Annotated in this window: 29 protein-coding genes and 1 pseudogene; 10 read left to right on the top strand and 20 right to left on the bottom strand. The window is 59.0% G+C overall.

Annotated elements, in window-relative coordinates; all coding sequences use genetic code 11:
• Window positions 1-448: 448 nt before the first annotated feature.
• From L2I46_RS16790 to L2I46_RS16815, 6 genes are all read left to right on the top strand, one after another.
• Window positions 449-763 carry a BON domain-containing protein gene (locus tag L2I46_RS16790; RefSeq protein WP_023290762.1) on the top strand — a complete coding sequence of 105 codons (315 nt, stop codon included), beginning with the start codon at window positions 449-451 and terminating at the stop codon, window positions 761-763.
• 125 nt (window positions 764-888) lie between these two features.
• On the top strand, window positions 889-1455 hold the full coding sequence (gene yqaB / locus L2I46_RS16795; RefSeq protein ID WP_236948050.1) for a fructose-1-phosphate/6-phosphogluconate phosphatase: 567 nt from the start codon (window positions 889-891) through the stop codon (window positions 1453-1455).
• On the top strand, window positions 1452-1880 hold the full coding sequence (locus tag L2I46_RS16800) for a YqaA family protein (RefSeq protein ID WP_023290761.1): 429 nt from the start codon (window positions 1452-1454) through the stop codon (window positions 1878-1880). The genes yqaB and L2I46_RS16800 overlap by 4 nt, the downstream gene beginning before the upstream one ends.
• Window positions 1881-1946: 66 nt before the next feature.
• The gene (gshA, locus tag L2I46_RS16805; RefSeq protein WP_023290760.1) at window positions 1947-3503 is read left to right on the top strand and encodes a glutamate--cysteine ligase; all 1557 of its coding nucleotides are present in this window, start codon (window positions 1947-1949) and stop codon (window positions 3501-3503) included.
• Window positions 3504-3659: 156 nt separating this feature from the next.
• Window positions 3660-4175 (top strand): S-ribosylhomocysteine lyase, encoded by a 516-nt coding sequence (gene luxS, locus L2I46_RS16810; protein WP_023290759.1) that lies wholly within the window; start codon window positions 3660-3662, stop codon window positions 4173-4175.
• Between the two features lie 52 nt (window positions 4176-4227).
• Window positions 4228-4995 (top strand): AraC family transcriptional regulator, encoded by a 768-nt coding sequence (locus tag L2I46_RS16815; protein ID WP_032456498.1) that lies wholly within the window; start codon window positions 4228-4230, stop codon window positions 4993-4995.
• Here the strand turns inward: L2I46_RS16815 and leuA are convergent.
• The 14 genes from leuA to L2I46_RS16885 form a co-directional block, all read right to left on the bottom strand.
• Window positions 4974-6650, bottom strand: a complete 1677-nt coding sequence (leuA, locus tag L2I46_RS16820; RefSeq protein ID WP_236948051.1) for a 2-isopropylmalate synthase — start codon at window positions 6648-6650, stop codon at window positions 4974-4976. The two genes, L2I46_RS16815 and leuA, sit on opposite strands and share 22 nt — an antisense overlap.
• Window positions 6651-6786: 136 nt before the next feature.
• Window positions 6787-8325 (bottom strand): multidrug efflux MFS transporter permease subunit EmrB, encoded by a 1539-nt coding sequence (emrB, locus tag L2I46_RS16825; protein ID WP_002914342.1) that lies wholly within the window; start codon window positions 8323-8325, stop codon window positions 6787-6789.
• 15 nt (window positions 8326-8340) lie between these two features.
• Window positions 8341-9513: a multidrug efflux MFS transporter periplasmic adaptor subunit EmrA gene (gene emrA, locus L2I46_RS16830; protein ID WP_004205697.1), complete on the bottom strand. Its 1173-nt coding sequence runs from the start codon at window positions 9511-9513 to the stop codon at window positions 8341-8343.
• Window positions 9514-9638: 125 nt separating this feature from the next.
• Window positions 9639-10169 carry a transcriptional repressor MprA gene (gene mprA, locus L2I46_RS16835; RefSeq protein WP_002914337.1) on the bottom strand — a complete coding sequence of 177 codons (531 nt, stop codon included), beginning with the start codon at window positions 10167-10169 and terminating at the stop codon, window positions 9639-9641.
• Window positions 10170-10259: 90 nt separating this feature from the next.
• On the bottom strand, window positions 10260-10595 hold the full coding sequence (gene ygaH / locus L2I46_RS16840; RefSeq protein ID WP_004205699.1) for an L-valine transporter subunit YgaH: 336 nt from the start codon (window positions 10593-10595) through the stop codon (window positions 10260-10262).
• Entirely contained in the window at window positions 10585-11331 is a 747-nt protein-coding gene (locus L2I46_RS16845; protein WP_023290756.1) for an AzlC family ABC transporter permease, read from the bottom strand. The genes ygaH and L2I46_RS16845 overlap by 11 nt, the downstream gene beginning before the upstream one ends.
• Window positions 11332-11511: 180 nt before the next feature.
• Window positions 11512-12510 carry a glycine betaine/L-proline ABC transporter substrate-binding protein ProX gene (proX, locus tag L2I46_RS16850; protein ID WP_023290755.1) on the bottom strand — a complete coding sequence of 333 codons (999 nt, stop codon included), beginning with the start codon at window positions 12508-12510 and terminating at the stop codon, window positions 11512-11514.
• A 77-nt stretch (window positions 12511-12587) separates the two neighbouring features.
• Window positions 12588-13655 carry a glycine betaine/L-proline ABC transporter permease ProW gene (proW, locus tag L2I46_RS16855; RefSeq protein WP_023290754.1) on the bottom strand — a complete coding sequence of 356 codons (1068 nt, stop codon included), beginning with the start codon at window positions 13653-13655 and terminating at the stop codon, window positions 12588-12590.
• Window positions 13648-14850, bottom strand: a complete 1203-nt coding sequence (gene proV / locus L2I46_RS16860; RefSeq protein ID WP_002914328.1) for a glycine betaine/L-proline ABC transporter ATP-binding protein ProV — start codon at window positions 14848-14850, stop codon at window positions 13648-13650. Before proV ends, proW begins: the two co-directional genes overlap by 8 nt.
• 356 nt (window positions 14851-15206) lie before the next feature.
• Window positions 15207-16169 carry a class 1b ribonucleoside-diphosphate reductase subunit beta gene (gene nrdF / locus L2I46_RS16865; RefSeq protein ID WP_032453806.1) on the bottom strand — a complete coding sequence of 321 codons (963 nt, stop codon included), beginning with the start codon at window positions 16167-16169 and terminating at the stop codon, window positions 15207-15209.
• 10 nt (window positions 16170-16179) lie between these two features.
• Window positions 16180-18321: a class 1b ribonucleoside-diphosphate reductase subunit alpha gene (gene nrdE / locus L2I46_RS16870; RefSeq protein ID WP_048298087.1), complete on the bottom strand. Its 2142-nt coding sequence runs from the start codon at window positions 18319-18321 to the stop codon at window positions 16180-16182.
• Window positions 18294-18704, bottom strand: coding sequence for a class Ib ribonucleoside-diphosphate reductase assembly flavoprotein NrdI (gene nrdI / locus L2I46_RS16875; protein ID WP_023290751.1), 411 nt, complete (start codon window positions 18702-18704; stop codon window positions 18294-18296). The genes nrdE and nrdI overlap by 28 nt, the downstream gene beginning before the upstream one ends.
• Window positions 18701-18946: a glutaredoxin-like protein NrdH gene (gene nrdH / locus L2I46_RS16880; RefSeq protein WP_048298086.1), complete on the bottom strand. Its 246-nt coding sequence runs from the start codon at window positions 18944-18946 to the stop codon at window positions 18701-18703. The genes nrdI and nrdH overlap by 4 nt, the downstream gene beginning before the upstream one ends.
• Window positions 18947-19129: 183 nt before the next feature.
• Window positions 19130-19561 carry a carboxymuconolactone decarboxylase family protein gene (locus tag L2I46_RS16885; RefSeq protein WP_023290749.1) on the bottom strand — a complete coding sequence of 144 codons (432 nt, stop codon included), beginning with the start codon at window positions 19559-19561 and terminating at the stop codon, window positions 19130-19132.
• An 88-nt stretch (window positions 19562-19649) separates the two neighbouring features.
• Here L2I46_RS16885 and pdxR point away from each other — a divergent pair, with 88 nt between their 5' ends.
• Window positions 19650-21026 carry a MocR-like pyridoxine biosynthesis transcription factor PdxR gene (gene pdxR, locus L2I46_RS16890; RefSeq protein ID WP_101862108.1) on the top strand — a complete coding sequence of 459 codons (1377 nt, stop codon included), beginning with the start codon at window positions 19650-19652 and terminating at the stop codon, window positions 21024-21026.
• A gap of 119 nt (window positions 21027-21145) precedes the next feature.
• Here the strand turns inward: pdxR and L2I46_RS16895 are convergent, their stop codons facing one another.
• Window positions 21146-21493 carry a DUF883 family protein gene (locus L2I46_RS16895; RefSeq protein WP_032432206.1) on the bottom strand — a complete coding sequence of 116 codons (348 nt, stop codon included), beginning with the start codon at window positions 21491-21493 and terminating at the stop codon, window positions 21146-21148.
• 149 nt (window positions 21494-21642) lie between these two features.
• Between L2I46_RS16895 and L2I46_RS16900 the strand changes: the two genes are divergently transcribed.
• On the top strand, window positions 21643-22005 hold the full coding sequence (locus tag L2I46_RS16900; protein ID WP_002914291.1) for a DUF2002 family protein: 363 nt from the start codon (window positions 21643-21645) through the stop codon (window positions 22003-22005).
• A 78-nt stretch (window positions 22006-22083) separates the two neighbouring features.
• On the opposite strand, the gene alaE is transcribed toward L2I46_RS16900, so the two are convergent.
• On the bottom strand, window positions 22084-22533 hold the full coding sequence (gene alaE / locus L2I46_RS16905) for an L-alanine exporter AlaE (protein WP_004205719.1): 450 nt from the start codon (window positions 22531-22533) through the stop codon (window positions 22084-22086).
• Between the two features lie 729 nt (window positions 22534-23262).
• Between alaE and stpA the strand changes: the two genes are divergently transcribed.
• Window positions 23263-23664 (top strand): DNA-binding protein StpA, encoded by a 402-nt coding sequence (gene stpA, locus L2I46_RS16910; RefSeq protein WP_023290746.1) that lies wholly within the window; start codon window positions 23263-23265, stop codon window positions 23662-23664.
• Between the two features lie 75 nt (window positions 23665-23739).
• Here the strand turns inward: stpA and L2I46_RS16915 are convergent, their stop codons facing one another.
• The gene (locus tag L2I46_RS16915; RefSeq protein ID WP_023290745.1) at window positions 23740-23919 is read right to left on the bottom strand and encodes a hypothetical protein; all 180 of its coding nucleotides are present in this window, start codon (window positions 23917-23919) and stop codon (window positions 23740-23742) included.
• Window positions 23920-24123: 204 nt separating this feature from the next.
• Between L2I46_RS16915 and lpxO the strand changes: the two genes are divergently transcribed.
• A complete protein-coding gene (lpxO, locus tag L2I46_RS16920) occupies window positions 24124-25026 on the top strand; it encodes a lipid A hydroxylase LpxO (protein ID WP_032453800.1) in 903 nt (300 codons plus the stop codon).
• Here the strand turns inward: lpxO and L2I46_RS16925 are convergent.
• The 3 genes and pseudogenes from L2I46_RS16925 to L2I46_RS16935 all read right to left on the bottom strand — a co-directional run bounded on the left by L2I46_RS16925 (window position 25007) and on the right by L2I46_RS16935 (window position 26542).
• Window positions 25007-25553, bottom strand: a pseudogene (locus L2I46_RS16925) (rhodanese family protein). The gene lpxO and the pseudogene L2I46_RS16925 overlap by 20 nt on opposite strands.
• Before the next feature lie 7 nt (window positions 25554-25560).
• Window positions 25561-25860, bottom strand: coding sequence for an ArsR/SmtB family transcription factor (locus L2I46_RS16930; protein WP_002914277.1), 300 nt, complete (start codon window positions 25858-25860; stop codon window positions 25561-25563).
• Between the two features lie 76 nt (window positions 25861-25936).
• The gene (locus tag L2I46_RS16935) at window positions 25937-26542 is read right to left on the bottom strand and encodes an FMN-dependent NADH-azoreductase (protein ID WP_044524457.1); all 606 of its coding nucleotides are present in this window, start codon (window positions 26540-26542) and stop codon (window positions 25937-25939) included.
• Window positions 26543-26614: the final 72 nt, after the last annotated feature.

A 26614-nucleotide genomic window follows, 5' to 3' on the forward strand; every position in this document is an offset into this window, starting at 1 on the left:
ATAGAGTACTCGGCTACGAACCGAGCGGTCGGAGGTTCGAATCCTCCCGGATGCACCATATTCTCCTTAGTAACAGCGAAAACGTTGTTTCATGGTCTGCGAATTTATCGTCAGTACCAGGGAGGATAACGTTGCGTAAGCAACGGCCCGAAGGGCGAGGCGCAGCCGAGTCATCCTCCCGGATGCACCATATTCTCCTTAGCAACAGCCTTCTCCTTAGTAACAGCGAAAATGTTGTTTCATGGTCTGCGAAATTATCGCCAGCACCAGGGCGGATAACGTTGCGTAAGCAACGGCACCCTCTTCACGCTTCCCTCGCCATCCCGATAACCGCGTTTTCCATCCCAGTTTCATCCTGACTTTTTTATTGGCAAGCCGCGCTTTCCACTATAATTTATCCTTGTATATCAGCGTTATCAGGCTGAGATAAATGCAAGGAGAGAAATCCATGAAATGGTTCAAAGCAATACCTGCTTTTTGCGCGACGCTGCTGGTGGCGACGGTCCTCGCTGGCTGTGCCGGTTCGTCCACCAAAGAAAGTACCGGCGGTTACATTGACGATACCGTGGTGACCACTAAGGTGAAAACGGCGCTCTTTAACGATAAAGACATCAAGTCCTCTGAAATCAGCGTCCAGACCTTTAAAGGCCGCGTCCAGCTGAGCGGATTTGTCTCCTCCGCGGAAAGCGCTAAACGGGCGGTGGAAGTCACCCGTCGGGTGCAGGGTGTGCGAATGGTCGAAAACGATCTGCGTATTAAATAAGGCCGGCTATCCGGTCTGATGCCTGAAGGCGCCTGTGGGCGCCTTTGTCGTCTGCGCCGCTGGCCGCGACAACGACCGGCTTTTGCGTTACAGTAACCATTCATTAACCGGTTGGTGAGAAGACGATGTACGAAGGTTACGCAGGACTGATCTTTGATTTGGATGGCACCATCCTCGATACCGAGCCGACCCACCGTCAGGCATGGAACGAGGTGCTGGGCCGCTACGGTATGCGTTTCGACGAACAGGCGATGGTCGCCCTCAATGGCTCACCGACCTGGCGGATTGCCCAGGCGATTATTGAACTCAACCAGGCGGATCTCGATCCACATCGCCTGGCGCAGGAAAAAACCCTGGCCGTTAAGACGATGCTGCTGGATAGCGTACGCCCATTGCCGCTGATCGAGGTGGTCAAAGCGTGGCACGGCCGTCGCCCGATGTCGGTCGGCACCGGTAGTGAAAGCGCCGTCGCCGAAGCGCTGCTGGCGCACCTGGGCCTGCGTCATTACTTCTCCGCGGTGGTGGCGGCCGATCATGTGGTCAACCATAAACCCGCGCCCGATACCTTCCTGCTGTGCGCCGAGCGCATGGGCGTCGCGCCGGAAAAATGCGTGGTCTTCGAAGATGCCGACTTTGGTCTGCAGGCGGCGAAGCGCGCGGGAATGGACGCTGTAGACGTGCGTTTGCTGTGAGCGACGCGCTGTCACTCCTCTCGCTGTTTGCCAGTAGCTTTTTAAGCGCCACGCTGCTTCCCGGCAATTCGGAGGTTGTGCTGGTTGCGATGCTCCTTACGGGGGTTAGTCATCCGTGGTGGTTAGTATTAATAGCAACAATCGGCAATAGCCTTGGAGGGGTAACTAACGTTATTCTGGGGCGCCTGTTTCCGCTGCGTAAAACCTCGCGCTGGCAGGAGCGGGCGGCCGGCTGGCTTAAGCGCTACGGCGCGGTGACGCTGTTGCTAAGCTGGGCGCCGGTTGTCGGCGATTTACTGTGTTTGCTGGCGGGATGGATGCGCATTTCCTGGGGACCGGTACTCTTTTTCTTATGCCTTGGAAAGGCGCTGCGCTATATCGTCATTGCGGCAGCGACGCTTCAGGGCATGACGTGGTGGCACTAATTGGACTGATAGTTCATCCATTACAATTATGCTTATTCAAACGATTTCGACAGGCGGGAGGTCAAATTGATCCCGGACGTATCACAGGCGCTGGCCTGGCTGGAAAAACATCCGCAGGCCCTGCAGGGTATTCAACGTGGTCTGGAGCGGGAGACGCTGCGCGTGAACGCAGACGGTACGCTGGCGACGACCGGTCACCCTCTGGCGTTAGGCTCAGCGCTGACGCATAAATGGATTACCACCGATTTTGCCGAAGCTTTACTCGAGTTTATTACGCCGGTGGACGGCGATATTGAGCATATGCTGACCTTTATGCGCGATGTCCATCGCTATACCGCGCGTCAGCTCGGTGACGAGCGGATGTGGCCGCTGAGCATGCCTTGCTATATCGCCCCCGGTCAGGATATTGAGCTGGCGCAGTACGGCACCTCTAACGTGGGACGCCTGAAAACGCTGTATCGCGAGGGGCTGAAGAACCGCTACGGCGCGCTGATGCAGACTATCTCCGGCGTGCACTATAACTTCTCGCTGCCGATGACGTTCTGGCAGGCGAAGTGCGGTGTGGAAGACGCAGAAAGCGGGAAAGAGGCCATTTCGGCAGGCTATTTCCGCACGATTCGTAACTACTATCGCTTTGGCTGGGTGATCCCGTATCTGTTCGGCGCCTCGCCGGCGATTTGCTCTTCATTCCTGCAAGGAAAGCCGACGTCGCTGCCCTTTGAGGAGACGGGCAACGGCATGTACTACCTGCCGTACGCCACCTCGCTGCGCCTCAGCGACCTCGGTTATACCAATAAGTCGCAAAGCAATCTCGGAATTACGTTTAACGATCTGCACGAGTATGTGGCAGGATTGAAGCGCGCGATTAAAACGCCGTCGGAAGAGTACGCCAAAATCGGGCTGGAAAAAGACGGTAAGTATCTGCAGATCAACAGCAATATCCTGCAGATTGAAAACGAACTCTATGCGCCGATCCGCCCGAAACGCGTCACCCGTCGGGGCGAAACCCCGTCCGATGCGCTGCTGCGCGGCGGCATTGAGTACATTGAAGTGCGTTCGCTGGATATCAACCCGTTCTCGCCGATCGGCGTTGACGCCCAGCAGGTGCGTTTCCTCGATCTGTTTATGGTTTGGTGCGCGCTGGCCGACGCGCCGGAGATGAGCAGCGATGAGCTGCTGTGCACTCGCACCAACTGGAATCGGGTGATTCTGGAAGGCCGTAAGCCGGGCTTAACGTTGGGCATCGGCTGCGAAAGCGCGCAGTTCCCGCTGGCGCAGGTAGGTAAAGATCTGTTCCGCGATTTACGCCGCGTGGCGCAGACGCTGGACAGCATTCACGGCGGCGAGGCCTATCAACAGGTCTGCGATGAGCTGCTGGCCTGTTTTGACGATCCGGAATTAACCTTCTCAGCCCGCATTCTGCGTTCTATGATTGAAGAAGGGATTGGCGGAACCGGCCGTGCGCTGGCCGATCGTTACCGGACCCAGCTGCGTGAAGAGCCGCTGGAGATCCTGAGCGAAGAAGATTTCATCGCCGAGCGCGACGCGTCGGTGGCGCGACAGAAGAAAGTAGAAGCGGAAGACAGCGAGCCGTTTGAGGCGCTGTTGGCGCGGCACGCGTAGCGCTGGAAAAGAAAAAGGCCACATCACTGTGGCCAAACTTTCATCTCTGATTCAGGGATGATGATGATAATAAATGCGCGTCTTTCATATACTGAGACTCGCGGCTGAACAAAGAGTTCATTTTATTTTAAAAAAATTCACTCCCGGAGGTGACGAATGCCGTTGTTAGATAGTTTCACAGTCGACCATACCCGAATGGAAGCCCCAGCGGTGCGTGTCGCGAAGAAAATGAACACGCCGCATGGCGATGAAATCACCGTATTCGATCTGCGCTTCTGCGTGCCGAACCAGGAAGTGATGCCGGAGCGCGGTATCCATACCCTGGAGCACCTGTTCGCCGGCTTTATGCGCGATCACCTGAACGGGAATGGCGTGGAAATTATCGACATTTCGCCGATGGGCTGCCGCACCGGGTTCTATATGAGCCTGATTGGTACGCCGGACGAGCAGCGCGTCGCCGACGCCTGGAAAGCGGCGATGGCCGACGTGCTGAAGGTGCAAGATCAGAACCAGATCCCGGAGCTGAACGTCTACCAGTGCGGGACCTATACCATGCACTCGCTGGAAGAGGCGCAGGAGATCGCTCGTCATATCATTGAGCGCGATGTGCGCATCAACAGCAACGACGAACTGGCGTTGCCGAAAGAAAAACTGCAGGAACTGCACATCTAGTGCTTCCGCCGCGGCCCGACGCCTGTCGCCGGGCCGCTCTCCCGACGCCGCCATGACGACGACCACCACCTTCTCCTTTCAGCACCGCCCGCTGGTGCCCTTTGCCCATGATTATGCTCACGGTGACCAGGAAGACTGGCATCAGCATGACTGCGCCCAGCTGCTGCATATTTTAAGCGGCGTGGTGCGGGTGGCGACGCCGGCAGGCTACTGGGTGGTGCCGCCCGGGCGCGGCGTCTGGCTGCCGGCGGGAACGCCCCACGCGCTGCGCATGACCGGCAACGTCGCGGCGCGCACGTTGTTTATCGATCCGCTGGCGCGCGCCGATCTTCCGGCGGGCTGCCAGATCGTACAGATCACGCCGCTGCTGCGGGAACTGATCGTCTCTTCCCTGGCGCTGGCCGAGCGCTATGCCCCCGCCAGCCGCGACGAACGGATTTATGAGCTGATCCTCGATGAGATCCGCGGGATGGCGATCCTGCCGTTTGGCCTGCCGGAGCCGCAAAGCGAAACGCTGCGCCGGCTGTGCCAGCAGGTGCGCGAGGCGCCGGGCGACGTCTGGAGCAGCAGCCAGGCGGCGAAGGCGTGCAGCATGAGCGAGCGAACCCTGAACCGCCATTTTCAGCAGCAGACTAGCCTGACGTGGCGCGAGTGGGTGCGCCGGGCGAAGCTAATGGAAGCGTTGATTCGCCTGGCGCAGGGCCACTCCGTCCTGCGGGTGGCGCTGGAGCTGGGCTACGGCAGCCACAGCGCCTTCAGCGCCATGTTTCGTCGGGTGATGGGCGTCGCCCCCAGCGACTATTTTCGTCCGCCGGCCTGATCGGCGGCGCTGAGCGCATTGCACAGCGCCTGCAGCGAGGCGCGCGCCACGTCATTATCGATACCCACGCCCCAGTAGCTCTCTCCTTGCGGAAAAACGCAGCGGATATAGGCCACCGACCGGCTGTCGCTGCGCGCGCCGAGGGTATGCTCATGATAGTCCTTGATCATAAACGGCTGCCGAAACAGCGCGCTGAGGCCGCTGGCGGCGGCGGAGAGCAGGCCGTTGCCCTGGCCCTGCAGGCGTCGGGTTTCGCCGTGGTGACGCAGCGTCGCCTGCAGGGACAGCTGGCCATCCTGCTGGCTGGCGCTCTGATAATCGACCAGCGTCAGCGCTGGCTGCGCCTGCAGCCCGTAGCGCGAGCGGAACAGCTGCCAAAGCGCATGGTGGGTCATCTCTTTGCCGTCGCTATCGGTGGCCTGCTGAACGTGCTGGCTGAAGTCCTGCTGCAGCCCGCGGGGCAGCTTCAGACCATGATTTTGTTCGATAAGCCAGGCGCTGCCGCTTTTCCCCGACTGGCTGTTGACGCGGATCACCGCCTCATAGCTGCAGCCAATATCCTGCGGGTCAATGGGCAGGTAGGGCATCCGCCATGGGTCGCCAGGCTGACGGGCATCAAACCCTTTTTTGATCGCATCCTGATGGGAACCGGAGAAGGCGGTGTAGGCCAGACTTCCCGCCCACGGGTGGCGCGGGTGCACGGGGATCTGATTGCAGTTTTCCACCACTTCCACCACCCGGTTCATCTGCTCGAAGCGAAGCTCAGGGTCGACGCCCTGGCTGTAGAGGTTCATCGCCAGCGTCACCAGGCAGACGTTGCCGGTGCGTTCGCCGTTGCCGAACAGGCAGCCTTCCACCCGGTCGGCGCCGGCCATCACCGCCAGCTCGGCGCTGGCGACGCCGGTACCGCGGTCATTGTGAGGATGCACGCTGATGCAGACCTCGCCGCGGCGGGAGAAGTGGCGGCAAAAGTACTCGATCTGATCGGCATAGACGTTGGGGGTGTTGACCTCCACCGTCGCCGGCAGATTGACGATCATCGGTCGCTCGGCGCAGGGCTGCCAGACGTCCGCCACCGCTTCGCAAATCTCGAGCGCAAACTCCGGTTCGGTGAAGCAGAAGGTTTCAGGCGAATATTCATATTGCCAGCGGGTCTCCGGCTGTTGTTCGCACTGCTGGCGGTTAAGCCGGGTGGCGCGGGTCGCGAGGGCGATCACCTCGGCCTTGTCCATGCCGAAAACCAGTTCGCGGAACAGCGGCGCGGTGGCGTTGTAGAGGTGGACGGTGGCCCGGCGGGCGCCGCGCAGCGCTTCAAAGGTACGCAGGATCAGCGGGTCCCGCGCCTGGGTCAGCACCTGGATGGTGACCTCCTCCGGGATGCGCTGTTCGTCAATCAGCTGGCGGACAAAGTTGAAATCGGTTTGCGAGGCGGAAGGGAAGGCGACCTCAATCTCTTTAAAGCCGCACTCCAGCAGCAGATCCCAGAACTGCAGTTTGCGGGCGCTGTCCATGGGCTCCGCCAGCGCCTGGTTGCCGTCGCGCAGGTCGGTCGACAGCCAGCGTGGGGCGTGGCTGATTTGCCGGTCCGGCCAGCGGCGGTCGGGCAGGGTAATCGGCGGATAGGGACGGTACTTTTCAGCAGGATGGCTCAGCATAGTGTTCTCCTTAATAGTCAGCCTTTATCCTGCCCGAGCGCCGGCTGGCGGGCTTTCGCAAACGAGACAGAAACTAGCGAGAACTGGACAACCTGACGCCGTAAAAAAGGGACCCGCAGGTCCCTTAATGTGAGGCTTAGTGCGCGCCGCCGCCACCGCCGCCGGCGCTGAACGGGGGTCTGGCGAACCACACCAGTCCCAACAGCAGGATGAAAATGGCCGCTGATATCCAGAAGATTTCGTTGGCGGAGATAATCAGTCCCTGGTTGGTTATCTGCTGCGCTATCCAGCCGGACGCCTGCTGCTGCGTCATTCCCATCCCCTGCAGCTGATCGTAGATCTGCTGCGCGTTGGGGTTGAACGGCGTCACCGATTCGGTGAGCTGCGCATGGTGCAGCGCCTCGCGGTTGGTCCACAGGGTGGTGGTGATCGAGGTCCCAATGGAGCCGGCAAGGGTACGGGTGAAGTTCGACAAGCTCGACGCCGCCGCCAGCCGTTCCGGCGGCAGGCCGGAGAGGGTGATGGTGGTCAACGGCATGAAGAAGCAGGCTACCGCGAAGCCCTGGATAAACTGCGGCCACGCCGAGGCGCCAAAATCCATCCCCGGTTCGAAGGTCCAGGCGCGCCAGTAGAAGCAGACGGCGTACATGATAAAGCTGAAGGTGACCAGCCGTCGCATATCGAGCTTATGCGCAAAGCGGCCGATAATCGGCGACAGAATGACCGGGATCACCCCCACCGGCGCTGACGCCAGGCCGGCCCAGGTCGCGGTGTAGCCGTAGACCTCCTGCAACAGCTGCGGCAGCAGCACGATGGCCCCGAAGTAGAGCATGTAGGCCAGGCTGATACAGAGGCAGCCGATGGTGAAGTTGCGCGACTTAAACAGCGACAGATCGACAATCGGGTTATCGTCGGTCAGCTCCCAGACGATCAGGAAGCTTATCGCCACCACCGCCACGATGGTCAGAATGATAATTTCATTGGAGGAGAACCAGTCCAGCTCTTTACCCCGGTCCAGCATCACCTGCAGGCTACCGATACCGATGATCAGCAGCGCCAGGCCGACGCCGTCGATACGCCGCTGTTCGGTTTTGGTTTCCCGGTTGCGCAGGGTCTGCAGGGTCATCAGCACCACCGCCACGCCAATGGGCACGTTGATAAAGAAGATCCATCCCCAGTGGTAGTTATCGCTGATATAGCCGCCGAGGATCGGGCCGCAGATGGGGGCGACGATCACCGTCATCGACCACAGCGCCAGGGCGATAGAGCGTTTCGCCGGCGGATAGTTGCTGAGCAACAGACTTTGCGACAGCGGGATCAGCGGCCCGGCAACAATCCCCTGAATGACGCGGAAGAAGATCAGCATCGTCAGGCTGTTGGAGACGCCGCAGGCCCAGGAGGCGATGGCGAAAGCGGTGGTGGACCACAGGAACAGCTTCACCTCGCCCACGCGCTTGGCCAGCCACCCGGTGATCGGAATGGAGATGGCGTTAGCGACCCCGAACGAGGTGATGACCCAGGTCCCCTGGCTCAGCGATGAGCCAAGGTTACCGGCGATGGTCGGGATCGCCACGTTGGCGATAGTGGAATCCAGCACCTGCATGAACGTCGCGAGCGACAGCGCAATGGTCATGATGACCAGTTGCGCGCCTTCCAGCGGTTTTTGCTGTTGCATTACACTCACCCCGAATTATCCGGCGTTGGCCTGAATGATCTCGTCTATCAGTTTATTGACCGGATCGAGAGCGATTTCACGGGCATTGCTCTCGTAGACCGGGGAGCTCCGCACCTGGCTTGCCAGCATTTCGCCATCGCGATCGGTGGTGTTAACTTCCACCAGCGTCGAGAGGCCGATGCGCAGCGGGTGTTCCGCCAGCTGTTTTTCATCCAGTTCGATGCGGACCGGCAAGCGCTGTACCACTTTGATCCAGTTGCCGGTGGCGTTCTGCGCCGGCAGCAGGGAGAAGGCGCTCCCGGTTCCCATATCCAGACCAACCACCTTGCCGGTGTATTTCACGTCATCGCCATAGATGTCGCTGATTACGGTGGCCGGCTGGCCGATGCGCATATGCGCCAGCTGGGTCTCTTTAAAGTTAGCGTCGATCCACAGGTTGGTCGCCGGAACCACCGCCATCAGCGGCGTGGTGGTGCCGATCTGCGCCCCAGGCTGTACCGAGCGGCGGGAAACGTAGCCGCTAATCGGGCTGACGATCTGCGTACGCTGCAGGGCCAGCCAGGCGTTACGCACTTCGGTCGCCGCCTGCAGCACCGCCGGCTGCTGTTCCAGTTTGGTACCCAGCACGATCGCCTGGTTGGCGTTGTACTGCTGGATTGCCACGTCAAGCTCGGCCTGCGCGCTGGCGACGGTGTCGCGGGCGTGCTGCAGCTCTTCGCGGCCGATGAGGTTCGCGGCGCCCAGCGGGATGCGGCGGTTCAGGTCAGCCTGCGCCTGGGCGAGGGCGGTCTTTTTGACGTCAATATTCGCCTGCAGCTGCTTGCTGTTGATCATCTGCTGACGGGTTTGACGCACGCTGGCGGCCAGCTGCGTTTTGGCTTTCTCAAACGCCTGTTGGGCATCGGTCTGATCGAGAGTGACCAGCGGATCGCCTTTCTGCACATAGTCCGTGTTGTCTGCCCAGACTTTGGTCACGCTGCCCGAGACCTGGGCCATAATTTGCACCTGGTTCCCTGCCACGTAGGCATCGTCGGTCTCTTCGTAGTGACGCAGTACCAGAAACCAGTAAATCCCATATGCCACGGCAATAATAATGAAGAGCAATGTCAGCAACAGAAGGGCGCCTTTACGCTTCCCTTTTTTGCTGCCTGGTTGCTGCGGGGTTTGGCTCTCCGCATTTGCGCTCATGTTATTCTCCACGATCTTATTATTTCACATCGGCTGAGCCGACCTGTTTATCAGAAAGGCCAGCAGAGATCTGCTGGCCTGGCTGTTTTCCTTGCAACGTAAAAATGGGCTGAGCGACGCCGCCCTTAGCGTAGAGAGTCCGCCAGCACGCCTTCTTCTTCCATCTGGTCAAGGCGGCTCAGGAGTTTGCGGGTAATGTGTTCGAGCTGATCTTTTTCGCTGGTGCTGAGTGAAGACCACAGCTGGTGCAGGCAGTTATGCTGCGGCGGCAGGACTTCACGCAAAAACTGATGGCCCTTTTCGGTCAGCTGCAGATGCAGACAGCGTCGATCGTTATCGCTCTCGCGGCGTTCAATCCAGCCGCGTTTTTCCAGTTCATCAGCGATACGGGTGGCGTTAGTACGCGACGAGCCCAGCGCACAGCTCAGCTCGGACGGCTGAATGCTGTGGTTTTCCTGCGACTCCAGCGTAATCAGCGCCATAAATAATGTCTCGTTAATTCCCTGCGCTTTGAGCATTTTATTGCGATTTTCCAGCAGCTTACCTTGCATATGCATGCAAAGACGAGTTAACAGAATCTCCTGGAACGGGAAATCTTCATGGCGGCTGGCGCGGAACTTGAGCATTTGCTCAATGGGAGTAAACGAACTATCCATTTGGGTATGACCTCATTAATTACAGCCGATATAATAACTATTGTGACAAATAAATCAAATGAATTATTGACCAAAATTGATACGCAAAGCTTAGAGCCCGCTGGCGATTTTCCAGGCCAGACCGTAGGCCAACGCCGACAGCAGGGTCGGGATAATAATGCTGCGGGTTTTCCAGAAGGCGCCCCCCAGCACCAGGAAGCCGATCAGCGTCGGCGCCAGGCGATGGGCATCGGCGAGGATCTCCGGCACGCTGGAGACCACCAGCAGCGCGCAAATCGAGGCGATGCCGATGGTATCCAGCAGCACGCTGACCGGGCCACGACGGGCAGGCCGGGCATGACCCGCGCGCAGACGCAGGGGAAGATAACGAAACAGATAGTTCACGCCGCCGACAATCACTCCGAGCAGAAGGACCTCACTGTTCATCCGGCATCCCCTTCAGCATGGCCTGGACCAGCGCCGTCAGACACCCGCAGACAATTCCGGCGAGGATCGCCGCCGGAATGGAAAATAACAGAATGCCGCCCAGCGCGCCCGCCAGCGCCGCCGTGACGCACAGCGATTGCTGGCGCTGGAAAGAGGCCAGCAGGAAGCTCATAAACAGCGCCGGCAGCATAAAGCCGAGCGCGGCTTCCACCGCCGGATAATCCACCAGCAGGCCGTTGCCGGACCAGGCGCCGGCCAGCGTGCCGCACACCCACGATGCCCACGAGGTAAACGCGAGACCGAGCATCCAGTTTTCGCTCCAGCGTCGGTTGTCGCGTACCAGCCTGGCGGTGGCGGCGGCGAAAACCTCATCGGTCAGGCCGAAGGCCCAGAGGGCGGTCTTCTTTTTGTCCAGCGCGGTATGAATGCGGCTGCGCAGCGAGGGGCCATACAGCACGTGGCGGACGTCCATCGCCATCACCGTCAGGGCGGCGACCCACAGCGAACTGCCGGCGGCCAGCATGGCGGTGATCACAAACTGGCTGGCGCCGGCGTAAATAATGCAGGAGAAAAACAGGCTTTCCAGTGGGGTGAACCCCAGCCGGGTGGCGTTCAGTCCGAAGGCGAATGCCACCGGAAGGTAGCTGATGACGATGGGGAGACTGTCTTTAATGCCTTCGCCGACGGTAGCGACACGTTCAGATAAGGCACAGGTTAAGGGCGCGGGGTTTTCCATATGAATAACTTATCGCTGGATCCATGTGAAGGTGGCAAATTGACCGATGTCCCCACCTTAACAGAGCGCGACGCGCCTTAACACTATGAAAATGCCCGCAATCCGCTTTTCCATGACCCTGACGGGATGAAAGGCGGGGAAGGGGCCCGGATAAGGCGCCGGGCCTTATCCGGGGGCGGGTTACTGCTGCGCGGCGAGCGCGGCTTTCACCCAGCTGTCGAACAGCGGCTGGTGGGCTTTGATCCAACCATCAACATGACCGTTAATGTCGGCTTCGGAAGCATGGCCTTCGTGCATCATCGCATTCTCGGCGTTGATGTCGGCGATCGGCAGCTTCATGACGCTAAACAGAGTGGCGGCGGCCGGATTTTTCTCCGCCCAGGCTTTGTTGGCGACAATGTGCATGGTGTTGACCGGGAAGCCATAGTTGGCGCCGTTGGCCAGTTTGGTATCGATGTTTTTCTGCTCGCCCGGCAGGGAGGAGAACGGCACCTGCAGCCAGACGACGTCTTTGCCAGGCTTCAGCACGTCGCTAACCCAGTACGGCGTCCAGGTGTAGTAGAGCACCGGTTTACCCTCTTTATAGCGGGCGATGGTGTCGGCCATCATCGCCGCGTAGTTGCCCTGGTTATGGGTAACGGTTTTGCTCAGGCCATAGGCGTCAATCTGGTGGTTAATCACCGCTTCGCAGCCCCAGCCCGGGGTGCAGCCGGTGAGGTCCGCTTTACCGTCGTTGTTAGTATCAAACAGTTTGGCGATCTGCGGATCTTTGAGCTGATCGATAGAGGTGATGTGGTACTGCTCGGCGGTTTTTTTATCGATCAGATAGCCCTGGGCGGCGCCTGAGACGTACACCCCCTTGCGGTAAAATTTGTTATCACCGCCCGCCGCGGCGTACATGTCATCGTGCAGCGGCTGCCAGTTGGTGGCGATAAAGGTAGTATCCCCGGCGGCAATCGAGGTATAGGCGACGTTATAGTCCACTTCGCTCGGTTTTTCGACGGTGTAGCCAAGCTTCTCCAGCGCGCGGCTGACCAGCAGGGTCTGGAAGCTCTCTTCGGAGATAGTGCTCTGCGCCGGCTTGACGGTAATTCCTTTGCCCGGCAGGTCGGCGGCGAAGGCGCTGGTGGCGATCAGGGTGGCAAAGGCGGCGGTGGCCATCATCGTGCTATGTCGCATGGTGGTTCCTCTTATTGTTTAACGGGAAGGCGGCTCCCCGGCATCGGCTGGTGCCGGGGTGCGGCGCTGTTATCGACTTATCGACAGAAAGGGCGAGTGAGAAGCCCCAGCGGGCCGGTGGTGTACCAGCGGCGGTTGCCGCGACTGCGGGCGTCGCGGCCGACGGCCTGGGTGAGGCGGTCAAGAATAATCGCCAGGATCACGATCCCCACGCCGCCGACGGTGGCCAGGCCCATATCCAGGCGGCCAATGCCGCGCAGCACCATCTGGCCAAGACCGCCGACGGCGATCATCGAGGCGATCACCACCATCGACAGGGCCAGCATCAGCGTCTGGTTAACCCCGGCCATAATGGTGGGCATCGCCAGCGGCAGCTGAACTTTAAACAACAGCTGGCGCGGGCTGGCGCCAAACGAGCGCGACGCTTCGATCAGATCCGCAGGCACCTGGTTTATCCCGAGGATGGTCAGACGGACGATCGGCGGCAGGGCGAAGATAATCGTCACCACCACGCCGGGCACGTTGCCGATGCCGAACAGCATCACGATCGGCACCAGGTAGACGAAGGCCGGCGTGGTCTGCATGGCATCCAGCAGCGGGCGGATAATTTTCGCCGCTCGTGGGCTGCGCGCCAGCCAGATCCCCAGCGGCAGGCCGATGATCATGCAGAACAGCAGGGCGGTGAGGACCAGCGCCAGGGTGACCATCGCCTGCGACCACGCGCCGATGGCGCCGATGGCAATCAGCGAGACCAGGGTGGCGACCCCCATGCCGAGGCTGGAGATCTGCCAGGCGATCAGCGCGAAGACGATAATCGCCACCGGCGCCGGCATCCCCAACAGCAGCTGCTGGAAGGCGCTGAGGATGTAGTCGATCGGCACGCGGATCCCCTGGAACAGCGGGCGGAAGTGCAGCACGATCCAGTCGATGGCGTGGGTCACCCAGCTGTCGAGCGGGATCAGGGTCTTATGGAACGGATCCATGATATTGAACTGTTCCGGCTGCGGCGCCGGGGCGCTGTGCAGCCAGTCGGCGCCGCCGCCATTAGTCGGCGCGGCAGTTGAGGCGCCACCCCAGGCGTCTGCAGCCTGAGCGGCGCTGTCGGTTGCCGGGGCGCTGTCCCACGGATTGGTTTGATCAGCCATGATTCACCCCCTCGCGATCTAAAGCCTGGAGCAACATTCGTTTGGAAATGATGCCAATATATTGTTGTTCTTCATCCACCACCGGGACGGCGCACGGGGCGTGGCCGACGTGGGAGAGCAGATCGCTGAGCGGCGTTTGCGCCTCCACCGCCAGCGGGGCGTCAATCAGCGCCGCCTCGATCCCCTGGCCGGCGCTGAGCGCGGTTTTCAGAGAATCGATCGAGACAATCCCGACAAAGCGATTACCGCGCTCAATGACATAACCATATTCCCGGTCTTCATCCTGTAATAATTTCAGCGCAGAGCGGGGGCCAAAACCTGGCGTTTTACGAATCAGGCCGACCGGGCTACGACGGGCAATATCTTTCGCGCTGAAGACCTGGCTAATATCGACGCCGCGGAAGAAGGTGCGGACATAATCATTGGCCGGATTATTCAATATTTCATCCGGAGTGCCGACCTGAACCACTTCGCCATTTTGCATAATGGCGATACGATCGCCAATTCGCATGGCTTCATCAAGGTCATGGGAAATAAAGACAATGGTACGCTGATGCTTAGCCTGTAATTTGATCAGCTCATCCTGCATTTCGGTGCGAATGAGCGGATCGAGCGCGGAGAAGGCTTCATCCATTAACAGAATATCGGGATTAATCGCCAGGGCGCGGGCTAAACCGACGCGCTGACGCATCCCGCCGGAGAGTTCATCCGGCCAGGCGTGGGCATAATTCTCCAGCCCCACCTGACGCAGCGCTTCCCGCGCTTTTTGCTCTCGCTCAGCGGCCGGGACGCCGGCAAGCGCCATGCCAAACGCCGTATTGTCGAGCACGCTCATGTGCGGCATTAGCGCAAACGACTGAAAAACCATCGCAATTTTTTTACGACGCACCTCGCGCAGCTCGGCGTCCGACATTTTGGCGATATCGACCCCGTCAATCAGCACCTGGCCGCGGGTGGGTTCAATCAGGCGATTGAGAAGGCGAACCATGGTGGATTTCCCCGAGCCGGAGAGCCCCATGATGACGAATATCTCGCCTTCTTCAATGGCCAGACTGGCGTCTTTGACGCCAAGCGACAGCCCCGTTTTTTCCAGTATTTGCGCTTTGTTGAGTCCTTTCTCAATATATTTGAAAGCACGGTGAGGGTGCTCGCCAAATATCTTATAAAGATTTTTGATTTCTAATTTAATTGCCATGCAATAGAGAAGTTCCTGTTATTTGTTTATTGCGATATGGTACCCAATGGTGATAATGATCTTTTTACACCCTAACATACTCAGATTCTGTGACAACCCTCAATGGCAAACTCTCGGCAAAATGGAGGGAGGGACATGACGGCACAGCCCCCGTGATATAAGGGCTGAGCGGTAATTTGTTGTGGGTAATATTTTTTGATTATCTTTGGATAATTAGACTGAAATGGACCGGTTTTCTGCTAAATATGACGAAGTGATGACGGTTAGACCATGGAGAGAATATTTGGTGGATTAATCGCGATTCTGTGAAATTGATCACCAGGAATATGCGGGCGATATTCCTGGTGAAAGTACGGTTAAAAGTCCCAGTCGTCGTCGGCGGTCTCTTCCATTTTTCCTATCACGTAGGAGGAGCCGGAGCCGGAGAAAAAGTCGTGGTTTTCATCGGCGTTGGGTGACAGCGCCGCGAGGATCGCCGGGTTAACCGCCGCCATCTCCGCCGGGAACAGCGCCTCGTAGCCGAGGTTCATCAGCGCTTTGTTGGCGTTGTAGCACAGGAAGGCGCTGACGTCGTCGAACCAGCCGCTCTCGCCGTACAGTTCCCGGCTGTAGGCCAGCTCGTTGTCGTACAGATCCATCAGCAGATCGAGGGCGAAGTTTTTCAATTCTTCGCGCTTACCGGGGCTGACGATCTCCAGTCCTTTCTGATACTTGTAGCCGATGTAATAGCCATGCACCGCTTCATCGCGAATGATCAGGCGGATCAGATCCGCGGTATTGGTCAGTTTTCCCCGACTGGAGAAGTGCATCGGCAGCCAGAAGCCGGAATAGAAGAGAAAGGATTCGAGAAACACGCTGGCGATTTTTTTCTTCAGCGGCTCGTCGGCCTGATAGTAGCCCAGCATCAGCTGCGCTTTGCGCTGCAGGGGTTCGCAGCTTTCGCTCCAGGCGAAGGCGGCATCCACCTCTTTGCTATGGCACAGCGTGGAAAAGATGGAGCTGTAAGAGCGGGCATGAACCGCTTCCATAAAGCTGATATTCGACAGCACCGCCTCCTCATGCGGGGTCAGAGCGTCCGCCATCAGCGCCGGCGCGCCGATGGTGTTCTGAATGGTGTCGAGCAGGGTCAGCCCGGTAAAAACGCGAATGGTCAACTGCTGCTCCGCCGCGCTGAGGGTTTGCCAGGCGGGAATGTCGTTCGACAGCGGCACTTTCTCCGGCAGCCAGAAGTTGCTGGTGAGACGATTCCACACCTCCAGATCTTTATCGTCATCGATGCGGTTCCAGTTGATCGCGCTGACGCGCGTTAAATGGGTCATCCTGTTCTCCTTACAGCGCGCAGGACACGCAGCCTTCAATTTCAGTGCCTTCCAGCGCCAGCTGGCGCAGTCGGATGTAGTACAGCGTCTTAATGCCTTTCTTCCAGGCGTAGATTTGCGCCTTGTTGATATCGCGGGTGGTGGCGGTATCCGGGAAGAACAGGGTCAGCGACAGCCCCTGATCGACGTGGCGCGTCGCCTCGGCGTAGGTGTCGATGATCTTCCGGGGGCCTATCTCGTACGCATCCTGGTAGAGGGCCAGATTATCGTTATTCATAAACGGCGCGGGGTAGTACACCCGTCCGGTTTTCCCCTCTTTGCGGATCTCAATCTTCGAGACGATCGGGTGAATGCTGGAGGTAGCATGGTTGATGTACGAGATCGAGCCGGTGGGCGGCACCGCCTGCAGATAGCGGTTGTAAATGCCATAGCGCATGACGTCGTCGCGCAGCTGGCGCCAGCTTTCCCGGTCGGGCAGGGAGATGCCGGCGCGGGCGAACAGCGCGCGGACCCGTTCGGTTTTCGGCTGCCACGACTCCTGCAGATATTTGTCGAAGTATTCCCCGCTGGCGTAGCGCGACTGCCCGAAGCCGGCGAAGCGCTGGCCGCGCTCGCGGGCCAACAGCATCGAGGTGTGCAGCGCGTGCCAGGTCACGGTGTAGAAGTAGATATTGGTGAAGTCCAGCCCCTCCGGGCTGCCGTAGGCAATGCCTTCCCGCGCCAGGTAGCCGTGAAGATTCATCTGCCCCAGGCCGATGGCGTGGGAGGCGGCGTTGCCAGCCGCCACGGAGGGGACCGACTGAATGTGGCTCATGTCGGACACGGCGGTCAGGGCGCGCACTGCGGTGGCGATAGTGAGGCCGAAATCCGGCGAGTCCATGGTGTGGGCGATGTTCAGCGAGCCGAGGTTGCAGGAGATATCTTCCCCGATATGGGCATAGCTAAGGTCTTCATTATAGGCGGACGGCGTACTGACCTGCAGGATCTCGGAACACAGATTGCTCATGGTGACCCGCCCGGCCACCGGACTGGCGCGGTTCACCGTGTCTTCAAACATGATGTACGGGTAGCCGGATTCAAACTGGATCTCCGCCAGGCGCTGGAACAGATCGCGGGCGCGGATCCAGCGTTTGCGAACCCGATCGTCGGCTACCAGCTGTGGATAGAGGTCGCCGATGGCGCAGTCGGCGAAGGGTTTGCCGTACAGCCGTTCGACATCATACGGCGAGAAGAGCGCCATCTGCGCGTCTTCTTTCGCCAGCTGGAAGGTGATGTCAGGGATCACCACCCCCAGCGACAGGGTTTTGATGCGGATTTTCTCATCGGCATTTTCACGCCGGGTATCAAGGAAGCGCAAAATATCGGGATGGTGAGCGTGCAGCCAGACCGCCCCCGCCCCCTGGCGGGCGCCGAGCTGGTTGGCATAGGAGAAGGCGTCCTCCAGCATCTTCATCACCGGCACCACGCCGGAGGACTGATTTTCGATGCGCTTGATCGGCGCCCCGGCCTCGCGCAGATTGGAGAGTAAAAAGGCCACGCCGCCGCCGCGCTTCGACAGCTGCAGCGCCGAGTTCACCGCCCGGCCGATGGACTCCATATTATCTTCAATGCGCAGCAGGAAGCAGGAGATCAATTCTCCGCGCTGCTGTTTGCCGGCGTTAAGGAAGGTGGGCGTGGCCGGCTGGAAGCGGCCGCTGAGTATCTCCTCCGTCAGCTGCCGCGCCTGCTGTTCATCGCCCCGGGCCAGCGTCAGGGCCACCATTACGCTGCGTTCCGCGAAATCCTCGAGGTAGTGCTTGCCGTCAAAGCTCTTCAGCGCGTAGCTGGTATAGAACTTCCAGGCGCCGAGGAAGGTCTGGAAGCGAAACGCGGCGCGCCTGGCATGGGCGAAAAGCGCCAGCACAAACCCGCGATCATAGCCGGCCAGCAGCTGGGGATCGTAATAGCCCTCGCGGACGAGCCAGCTGAGTTTATCCTCCTGGCTGGCAAAGGCGAGGGTGTTGGGCTGAACCTGGGTCGCCATAAAAGCCTCAACCGCCTGGCGATCTTTCTCAAACGGGATGCGGCCCTCGCTGTCGTACAAATTCAGCATCGCATTGAGGGCGTGAAAATCCACGGCGGCGGTTATACGTTCTGCGGTTGTCGTTGCCAAAATTCGCTGACTCCTTTACGCACGTTATCGATATCGTCGGGGGTTCCCATCAGCTCGAAGCGGTAGAGATAGGGCACGGCGCATTTCTGCGCGATGACATCCCCGGCGCGCCCCCAGGCGTCGCCAAAGTTGCGATTGCCGGCGGCAATCACCCCGCGGATCAGCCGACGGTTATGTACGTCGTTTAAAAAGCGGATCGCCTGACGCGGCACGGCGCCGGCGGTACCGCCGCCGCCATAGCTGGGAACGATGAGAATATAGGGCTCGTCTACCTGCAGAGGTTCACGCTCGTTCAGCGGGATGCGCACCGCCGGCAGCCCCAGGCGCTGCACAAAGCGATGGGTGTTCTCCGAACGGCTGGAGAAGTAGACGATGAGGCTCATGCGCTGGCCGCCGCGACGGAGGGGCGCAGGCGATTGATCATATCTGGGCGGAAGCCGCTCCAGCGCAGGTCGCCGGCGATCACCACCGGCAGCTGGCGAAACCCCTGCTCGCGCAGGGTGTCGGCGGCATCCGGTTGCTGGTCGACGTTGACCATTTCAAAGGCCAGCCCCCGGCTCTCCATGGCTCGTCGGGTGGCATGGCACTGCACGCAGTCATTTCGAGTGTAAATAGTAATGCGCATGATTCGTATTTCCATTTAAGATAACAGCACGGCGCTAAACGTAGCGTCGAACGTTGTGGGCCATTCGATAAGGAAATACTAGATGTAGTTATTTAAAACTTCAACCACTCAATATATAGCGTTTTTAGCAAAGAATTCCCCCGCCGGGGTGGCCAGGCGGAGGAGGGGGAAGGCTACGCGAAACTACAGACGCATGGCGACGGCGAGGCGGTTAAAGGCGTTCATCAGGCTGATGGCGAAGGTGAGATCGCTTATCTGACGTGGGGTAAAATGTTCGCGCAGCGGCAGGTAAACCTCATCTTCCGCATGGCTGGCGGCGATGTCGGTGACCGACTCGGCCCAGGCAAGCGCCGCGCGTTCGCCAGGGGTAAAATGGTCGCTCACCCGCCAGCCGGCCAGGGCATCCAGCTTGCTCTGCGCCATGCCGCCTTTGCGCAGCGCCTGGCTGTGCTTCTCAAGGCAGAAGGCGCAGCCGTTGATCTGCGACACGCGTAAATAGACCAGCTCCACCAGGGCGCTGCCCAGCTCGCTTTTCTCCAGCGCGAGGCTGGCCTGCACCAGCCCTTTATAGACTTCCGGGCTCAGTTCACTGAATGGCTGACGTAATTGGCTCATGGTGTTCTCCTCTCTAAGACGGCAGCCAAAATAGCACTATAATGGACTGCAAAAGATAGCCATATTGTGATGAAAAAAGCAGACCATAATGGAAGCCAGCCACCTCCCTCTCTATCAACGCATCGCCCGCCAGCTGAAATCCGCCATTGAACGTGGCGAACTGGCTCCGGGCAGCCGTCTGCCCGCCAGCCGGGTGTTTGCCCAGGAGCAGGGCGTCTCCCGGGCGACCATCGAAAACGCCTGGGGCGAACTGGTCGCCCAGGGCTGGCTCGAGCGGCGCGGGCAGGCGGGAACCTTTGTCAGCGAGCGGCTCAGTCCGCGCCAGCTGGCGCCTGTGCCGCCCGCGCAACCTGCCGCGCCGGCGGAGCCGTTGCCGTTTCAGATGGGGCTCCCGGCGCTGGATCTCTTTCCGCGCGGGCTGTGGGCGCGGGTGATGGGGCGCCGGCTGCGGACGCAGTCGCGGTTCGATCTGGCGCCCGGCGATCCCGGCGGCGACCCGCTTCTGCGTCAGGCGATCGTCGACTATCTGCGCCTGTCGCGCAGTATCGACTGCCAGCCGGAGCAGGTCCTGATCGCCGGCAACTATGCCACCGCCATGAACCTGATCCTGCGTACCCTGGCGCAGCCGGGGCAGCATATGTGGATGGAGGATCCGGGATATCCCTTTATCCGCCCGGTGGTCGAGGCCGGGCAGCTGGTGGTGGATGCGATCCCGGTGGACGACGAAGGGATGGATATCGCCTGGGGCCAGCGCCATCACCCGCAGGCGCGGTTTGCCCTGCTCACCCCGGCGCATCAGAGTCCGCTGGGAGTGGCGCTCTCGCTGCCCCGGCGTCGCCAGCTGTTGGCATGGGCCGCAGAGCGTGACGCCTGGATCATTGAGGATGATTACGATAGCGAGTTTCGCTATCGCGGCAAACCGCTGCCGCCGCTGAAAAGCCTTGATGCGCCACAGCGGGTCATCTACGCGGGCACCTTCAGTAAGTCGATGTTTCCGGCGCTGCGCACCGCCTGGCTGGTGGTGCCGACCGCGCTGGCGGCGCGCTTTCACCAGACCGTGGAGCGCCAGGCCTGCACCGTTCCCACCCTGTGGCAGCAGACGCTGGCGGATTTTATCCAGCAGGGCCATTTCTGGCGTCATCTGAAAAAAATGCGCGCCAGCTACAGCCAGCGCAGGGAGTGGCTGGAGTCGGCTCTGCAGGCGCAGGGCTTTCAGGTCACGCCGCAGCAGGGAGGGATTCAGCTGGTCATGCCGGTCAACGGCGACGATCGCCTGCTGGCCCAACGGGCGGTGGCGGCCGGGCTGGCGGTACAGGCGTTGAGCGACTGGCGGATGCGCCATACCGGCGAGGGGGGATTACTGATGAGTTTTACCAATATTCGCTCGCCGGCAATGGCTGGCGCGCTGGCCCGGCGGCTGAGGGAGGCGATTGGCGTCGGCGGCGTCACGCCCGCTGGCGCATAAAAAACCCCTGCGGCCAGAGGCGCGCAGGGGCTGACGCGTATTTGTTATCTTCATTGCTTTCCGTGAAGCAGGCGGGCTTCCGCGCGCTTATCGCGCGGCGGCAGCAAACGCTATAGCTATTATCGACGTAAATTGAGCAATACGCCAATAAATACCCCGACGGCGGCGGCGGCGCCCACGCTGTGCCACGGTTTATTGCGCACGTAGGTGTCGGCGCAGCCCAGCGCATCGCACGCTGCCTGGCGCGCATCCAGCGCCGCCTGCTGCACCCGGTTGTGGCCATTAAGGCGGGCGCGGGTCTCTTTTAACAGCGACTGCGCTTTGGCACGCGCCGCTTCCGCTTCCTCTTTCGCGTCACTGCCCCACGATTTCAGCACCTCTTCCAGCGTGTCCGCTAATTGGCTGACATCGTTATGAATATCTTCGGCGTTCTCGTCAAAATTGTTGCGGTTCACATGGTTAGCCATCGTTATCTCCCTTAATTCCATCGAGTGAGTAAGTGTAGGACAAGATTTTGAATTATGCTTACTGCTGTGGTTTCTGGAATATTCCGAAAGCACTGCCCTTAATGAATAAGGTAAGGTCAATGTGCGGTAAAAGATAACGAGGAATCAGTATGTATTTAAGACCCGATGAGGTGGCGCGTGTTCTTGAAAAAGCCGGCTTCACCATGGATGTTGTGACGCAAAAAGCGTACGGCTATCGCCGCGGCGATAATTATGTTTATGTGAACCGCGAAGCGCGCATGGGGCGAACAGCGTTAGTTATTCATCCAGCGTTAAAAGAGCGCAGCAATATGCTGGCTGAACCGGCTTCAGATATCAAAACCTGCGACCATTATGAACAGTTTCCGCTGTATTTAGCCGGGGATGCGCAGCAGCATTATGGTATTCCGCACGGCTTTAGCTCACGCATGGCGCTTGAGCGTTTTCTTAATGGACTGTTTGGCGAAGCCCAGCCGGCCATGTCGACGAATTAATTCGCTGGATAAAGACCCGGGCGAAGCTGGCTGGCGGGAGGAAGCGACTGGCAGAGCCAGTCGCTGTTAACGTGTCGGTCAGGCTTTCGCCTGCTGGTAGGGCGCCACGCGGAACAGGCGGCGGCAATAGTCGAGGAAGTAGCCGTAAGCGGCGCCCATCATCATTGAAACCGCCAGGTTCGAGCTCACCGCAGCGACAATCTGGTGCCAGTCCGCACCCACGCTCCACAGAATGGCGACATAAACCGGCGACTGAAAGGTCACGTAGGCCAGCACGTCGGCCATATTTTTCATCCAGCCGGCCGGAGTGATGCGCCGGGCCTGACGCATCGCGAAGTCGCGATATATCCCGTAAGGGACAGCGATAATAATGTTGACCGGGATCGCCACCAGGCGCGACGATAACGACTGCTCAAACGTCATACCAGAGAGAAAAATTTCGATCATCATGTTGACGACGGTGCAGTAAACCACCATCGCAAAGGTGTCTGCAACCGCATGCCGCAAGCGGGAGTGCGCAGAGAACATCGGAGTGCTCCTCGAAAATGAAGTCAATAACGCCGAAAAATGCGCGTTGGTATAGCGTTTTTGGGCTGCCTGTTTTGATGTGTGTAGAGTATATCTCTGCATTAAAAGTGGCAACTAGCTATAAATTTTTATTTATTGCCTTTTTGTCGATAAAATACTCTGCGAAGGTCGGTTTTTTGCCCGTTACGCTACTTTTATTGCTGGTTTCATTAAATTCTTTTACTTTCAAATGGTTGCGTTGTTTTGCGCCATGATGTCTGACCAGGGGGGTCGGTATCTGACCGCCCGCTGTGGCGCAAAATCGCGTTAGCCTGTGATGAGGGTCATGTTTAGATGTTTTTATGCCATTATGCCGGTTTTTGTGGTGAAAAATTCTAAAAAGATATGTGGCGTTTTATTCTAAATGGCTGAGTAACTATTCATTTGGCCGCGCGGCGAGGGCCTGCGCATTCACCGATGATAAGAGAATAACCCGCTGACCATAAAGGTAATATCGCCTTCTTGATATATTTTCCTATCTCACCATCCGCCGCTATTATTTATTCAGGGTCTTATTGGCCTGCGCTGGCGAAAAAGAACCGGGGATTTCCTGATATAAAGTAGGTGGAAAAGGTTTACTCTCTGCATAATATATTTATCTGGATAACCGAAGGCTGGAAATAAATAAACGTTTCTATTACACTTGCCGCGTTGTGTCTTTTAATTTGCTATTTGGAAATTTTTAATTTTATGTCTTCAATGTTACACAAACTGAATAATATCCGTTCACTGCGCGCGCTGTCCCGTGAATTCTCCATTGACGTGCTTGAAGAGATGCTGGAAAAGCTCAGGATCGTCACTGAAGAAATACGTACGCAACAGCAGCTGGCGGCGCAGCAGCAGGCGGAATATCAGGAAAAAGTGAATACCTGGCTTGAGCTGATGCGCGCCGACGGTATTTCTCCTGACGAGCTGGTGGCCGATATTCAGCCGCCGATGGCGGGCGGTAAAAAGCGCAAACCGCGCCCGGCGAAATATCGTTATACCGATCATACCGGCGCCGAGAAAACCTGGACCGGCCAGGGAAGAATGCCGAAGCCGATTGCCCAGGCGGTCGCCGAGGGGAAATCGCTGGACAGCTTTTTAATTTAAAACCGATGCGGCCAGCGCCGCGACGGCGGAAAGACCCACCGCCCGGCCTGGCCTTATGACCTGCAGCGAGGGGCTTCAGCAGACGCCGAAGTCCCCCTCTTCCTGATAGGACGTCACCTCGTCTGACTTCAGCGTATAGCGTTCTCCCTGCTCCTGCGCGGCCTGAACCACCACCAGATCCTCGCCCTGCACTTCGACCACTTTCAGTTTTGGCCCGCCCGCACGCGGTTGTACCAGATCGCCGACAGAAAACATCATTCACTCCTCACTGTTAATACCACGGATGAACCTAAACCATAGCTCAACGCCCGCGCACTGAACACCGGGTGTGCTCTTTTTTGTTAAAACAATTTGGAGGTATATGTATTAATGTTGTTAATGTTTTGCTGGCGCCATACCGCTGCTGACAAGGGGGACGGCGAGGGTAGGGTTACCATCAATCAGGTCAGGAAAGACACCATGAAGTATATCATTCTGTTGATCATTGTTATTGCTGTGCTGTATGTCCATTACCGCGGACGGGTGCGCTATCGTTTCTGGCGACAGCTCTCCGACCATTCCACATTTACCGCGCCGTTGAATGGATTTATGTATTTATTTTCCCGCGTGCCGAATACGCCTTATCTGCGCCCGGAGATGTTTCCCGAGCTGGCGATATTGCAACAAAACTGGCTGGTTATTCGCGAGGAAGGCATCCGCCTCCAGCAGCTGGAGCAGATTAAAGCGGCCGATAAATATAACGATGCCGGATTTAACTCATTTTTTAAAACCGGCTGGAAACGCTTTTATCTGAAATGGTATGAGGATGCCCATCCCTCCGCCAGCCAGCTTTGCCCACAAACTACCGCGCTGCTGCGGGATATTCCGTCGGTGAAAGCGGCCATGTTCGCCACCCTGCCGGACGGCAGCCGTCTGCCGCGCCATCGCGACCCCTACGCCGGTTCCCTGCGCTTTCATCTTGGCCTCGCGACGCCGAACGATGACCGCTGCTTTATCGAGGTGGATGGTCAGCGCTACAGCTGGCGCGACGGGGAAGGTGTGCTGTTTGACGAGACCTATATCCACTATGCGGAAAATACCAGCGGTGAGAATCGGCTGATTCTGTTCTGTGATATTGAACGGCCGATGCGCTACCGCTGGGCGCAGAAGGTCAACCACTGGCTGGGGCGCAATCTGATGAGCGCCGCCTCGGCGCCCAACGACGCCAGCGATCGCACTGGCGGAATTAACCGGGCGTTTCGCTATATCTACCAGATCCGCATTGTCGGCAAGCGGCTGAAAAAATGGAATAAGACGGTCTATTACGTCGTCAAATGGCTGCTTTTCGGCGGCATTGCCTGGCTTATCTGGAGTGCGTTTTAACTCCCCTGGCGCCGGTTCCACGGCATGATCGCCAGCAGGCGCGCCATGCCGCAAAAGCCGGTTATCCCGGCGAAAGTGAGCCCGGCGCCGACCGCGCCGCTGAGCAGGAAAAAGCCGCCGTTCACGGTATAGCCCAGCAGCACCCCCAGTAAGATCAGAGCGCCAGCGGCGATTTGCACCTGGCGCATCAGCGGCAGCGGTTGCGATTTATCTTCCTCAACCGGGAGCCCCGCGGCTTTCCATGCCTGAATCCCCCCCGCCAGCAGGCTGACCTGCGCCGGCGCGGCGGCGGCGGCCAGACGAATAGCGTTGTTCTGCGTCCGGGAGCCGGCCTGGCAGTGGAAGATCACGCGCTCGCCGGCCCGGGCGTTTAGGGTCGCGCCGCCGTTCATGGTGGCGAGCGGCACCAGCTCGGCATCGGGAATATGTTCGCGCGCGTATTCATCCGCATCGCGGATATCTATCAGTCTGGCGCCCTGGGCAATCTGCACCCGGGCTTCGGCAGGGGTTAAGGTGGCGATGGTCATAGGATCCTCACGGGCAATAGAGCGTTTTCAGCGTGTTGATCACCTGCTGTACCGCAGGATGGGTGATGAAATAGTGGATGCGCTGAGCGTCGCGTTCGCTGTCGATCAGCCCCTCGTCACGCATCCGCGCGAGGTGCTGCGAGGTGGCGGAAGGGCTCAGGCCGGTAGCGCGGGCCAGTTCACCGGCGCTGGCCCGCGGCGCGTCGCATAGCATGCACAGGATCAGCAAGCGGTGAGGATTGCTCATCGCTTTCATCAGCGCGGCGGCTTCGCCGGCGCGGGCCTGCAGGTCTTCGGGTGTGGTCATGTATTTTAGCTTTTTCTAAATTTAGATAACTCTAAAATAAAAAAGCCGCCAGCGCCAGCCCCTTTTTCCCCGCGACTCAGGCCGGAACGGCGAGATCGGCTATCTGCGCCCGGGCGCTGGCGATCCCGGCGTCGCGACCGTGCGGGCGGTTATCCAGCCCTTCGGCATAGATAAATTCCACCTCATGGATCCCCATCAGCCCCAGCACCGCGCGCAGATAGGGGGTGACGGCGTCGGTGGTTTCTCCCTGGTGAACACCGCCGCGGCTGCTGACGACCACCGCCCGGACGCCCTCGACCAGCCCCTGCGGCCAGCTGTCGGTGTAGCGAAAGGTTTCCCGCGCCCGCGCCACGAGGTCGAACCATTTCTTCAGATCGGTCGGGACGTTGAGGTTATACATCGGGGCACCGATCACCAGCAGGTCGCTGGCTTTTAACTCGGCGATAAACTGGTCGGAGAGCGCTACCGCCGCGCGGATGGCCGGCCGCGGATCCGCCGCCCCGCGCAGGGCGGCAAACAGCGCGCCATCCAGCGTCGGCAGCGCCATAGCGCTGAGATCGTGTTCGCGGATCCGATCGTGGCGGCCCGCCGCCTGGCGCGCTGCGATAAATTCGTTAATCAGCTGATTGGTCAGGGAAGTTTCGCCATTAATACTGGACTTTAATACCAGAACGTTAGCCATGATGAGTGCCTCAAGTGAAGGATAGAAGCAGAGACTAACACTGTCTTTTTTCTCTCTGGAGTGACATTATTT

The organism is Klebsiella sp. 2019SCSN059 (assembly GCF_021739525.1).
In the GTDB taxonomy this organism is placed as follows: Bacteria; Pseudomonadota; Gammaproteobacteria; order Enterobacterales; family Enterobacteriaceae; genus Klebsiella; species Klebsiella quasipneumoniae.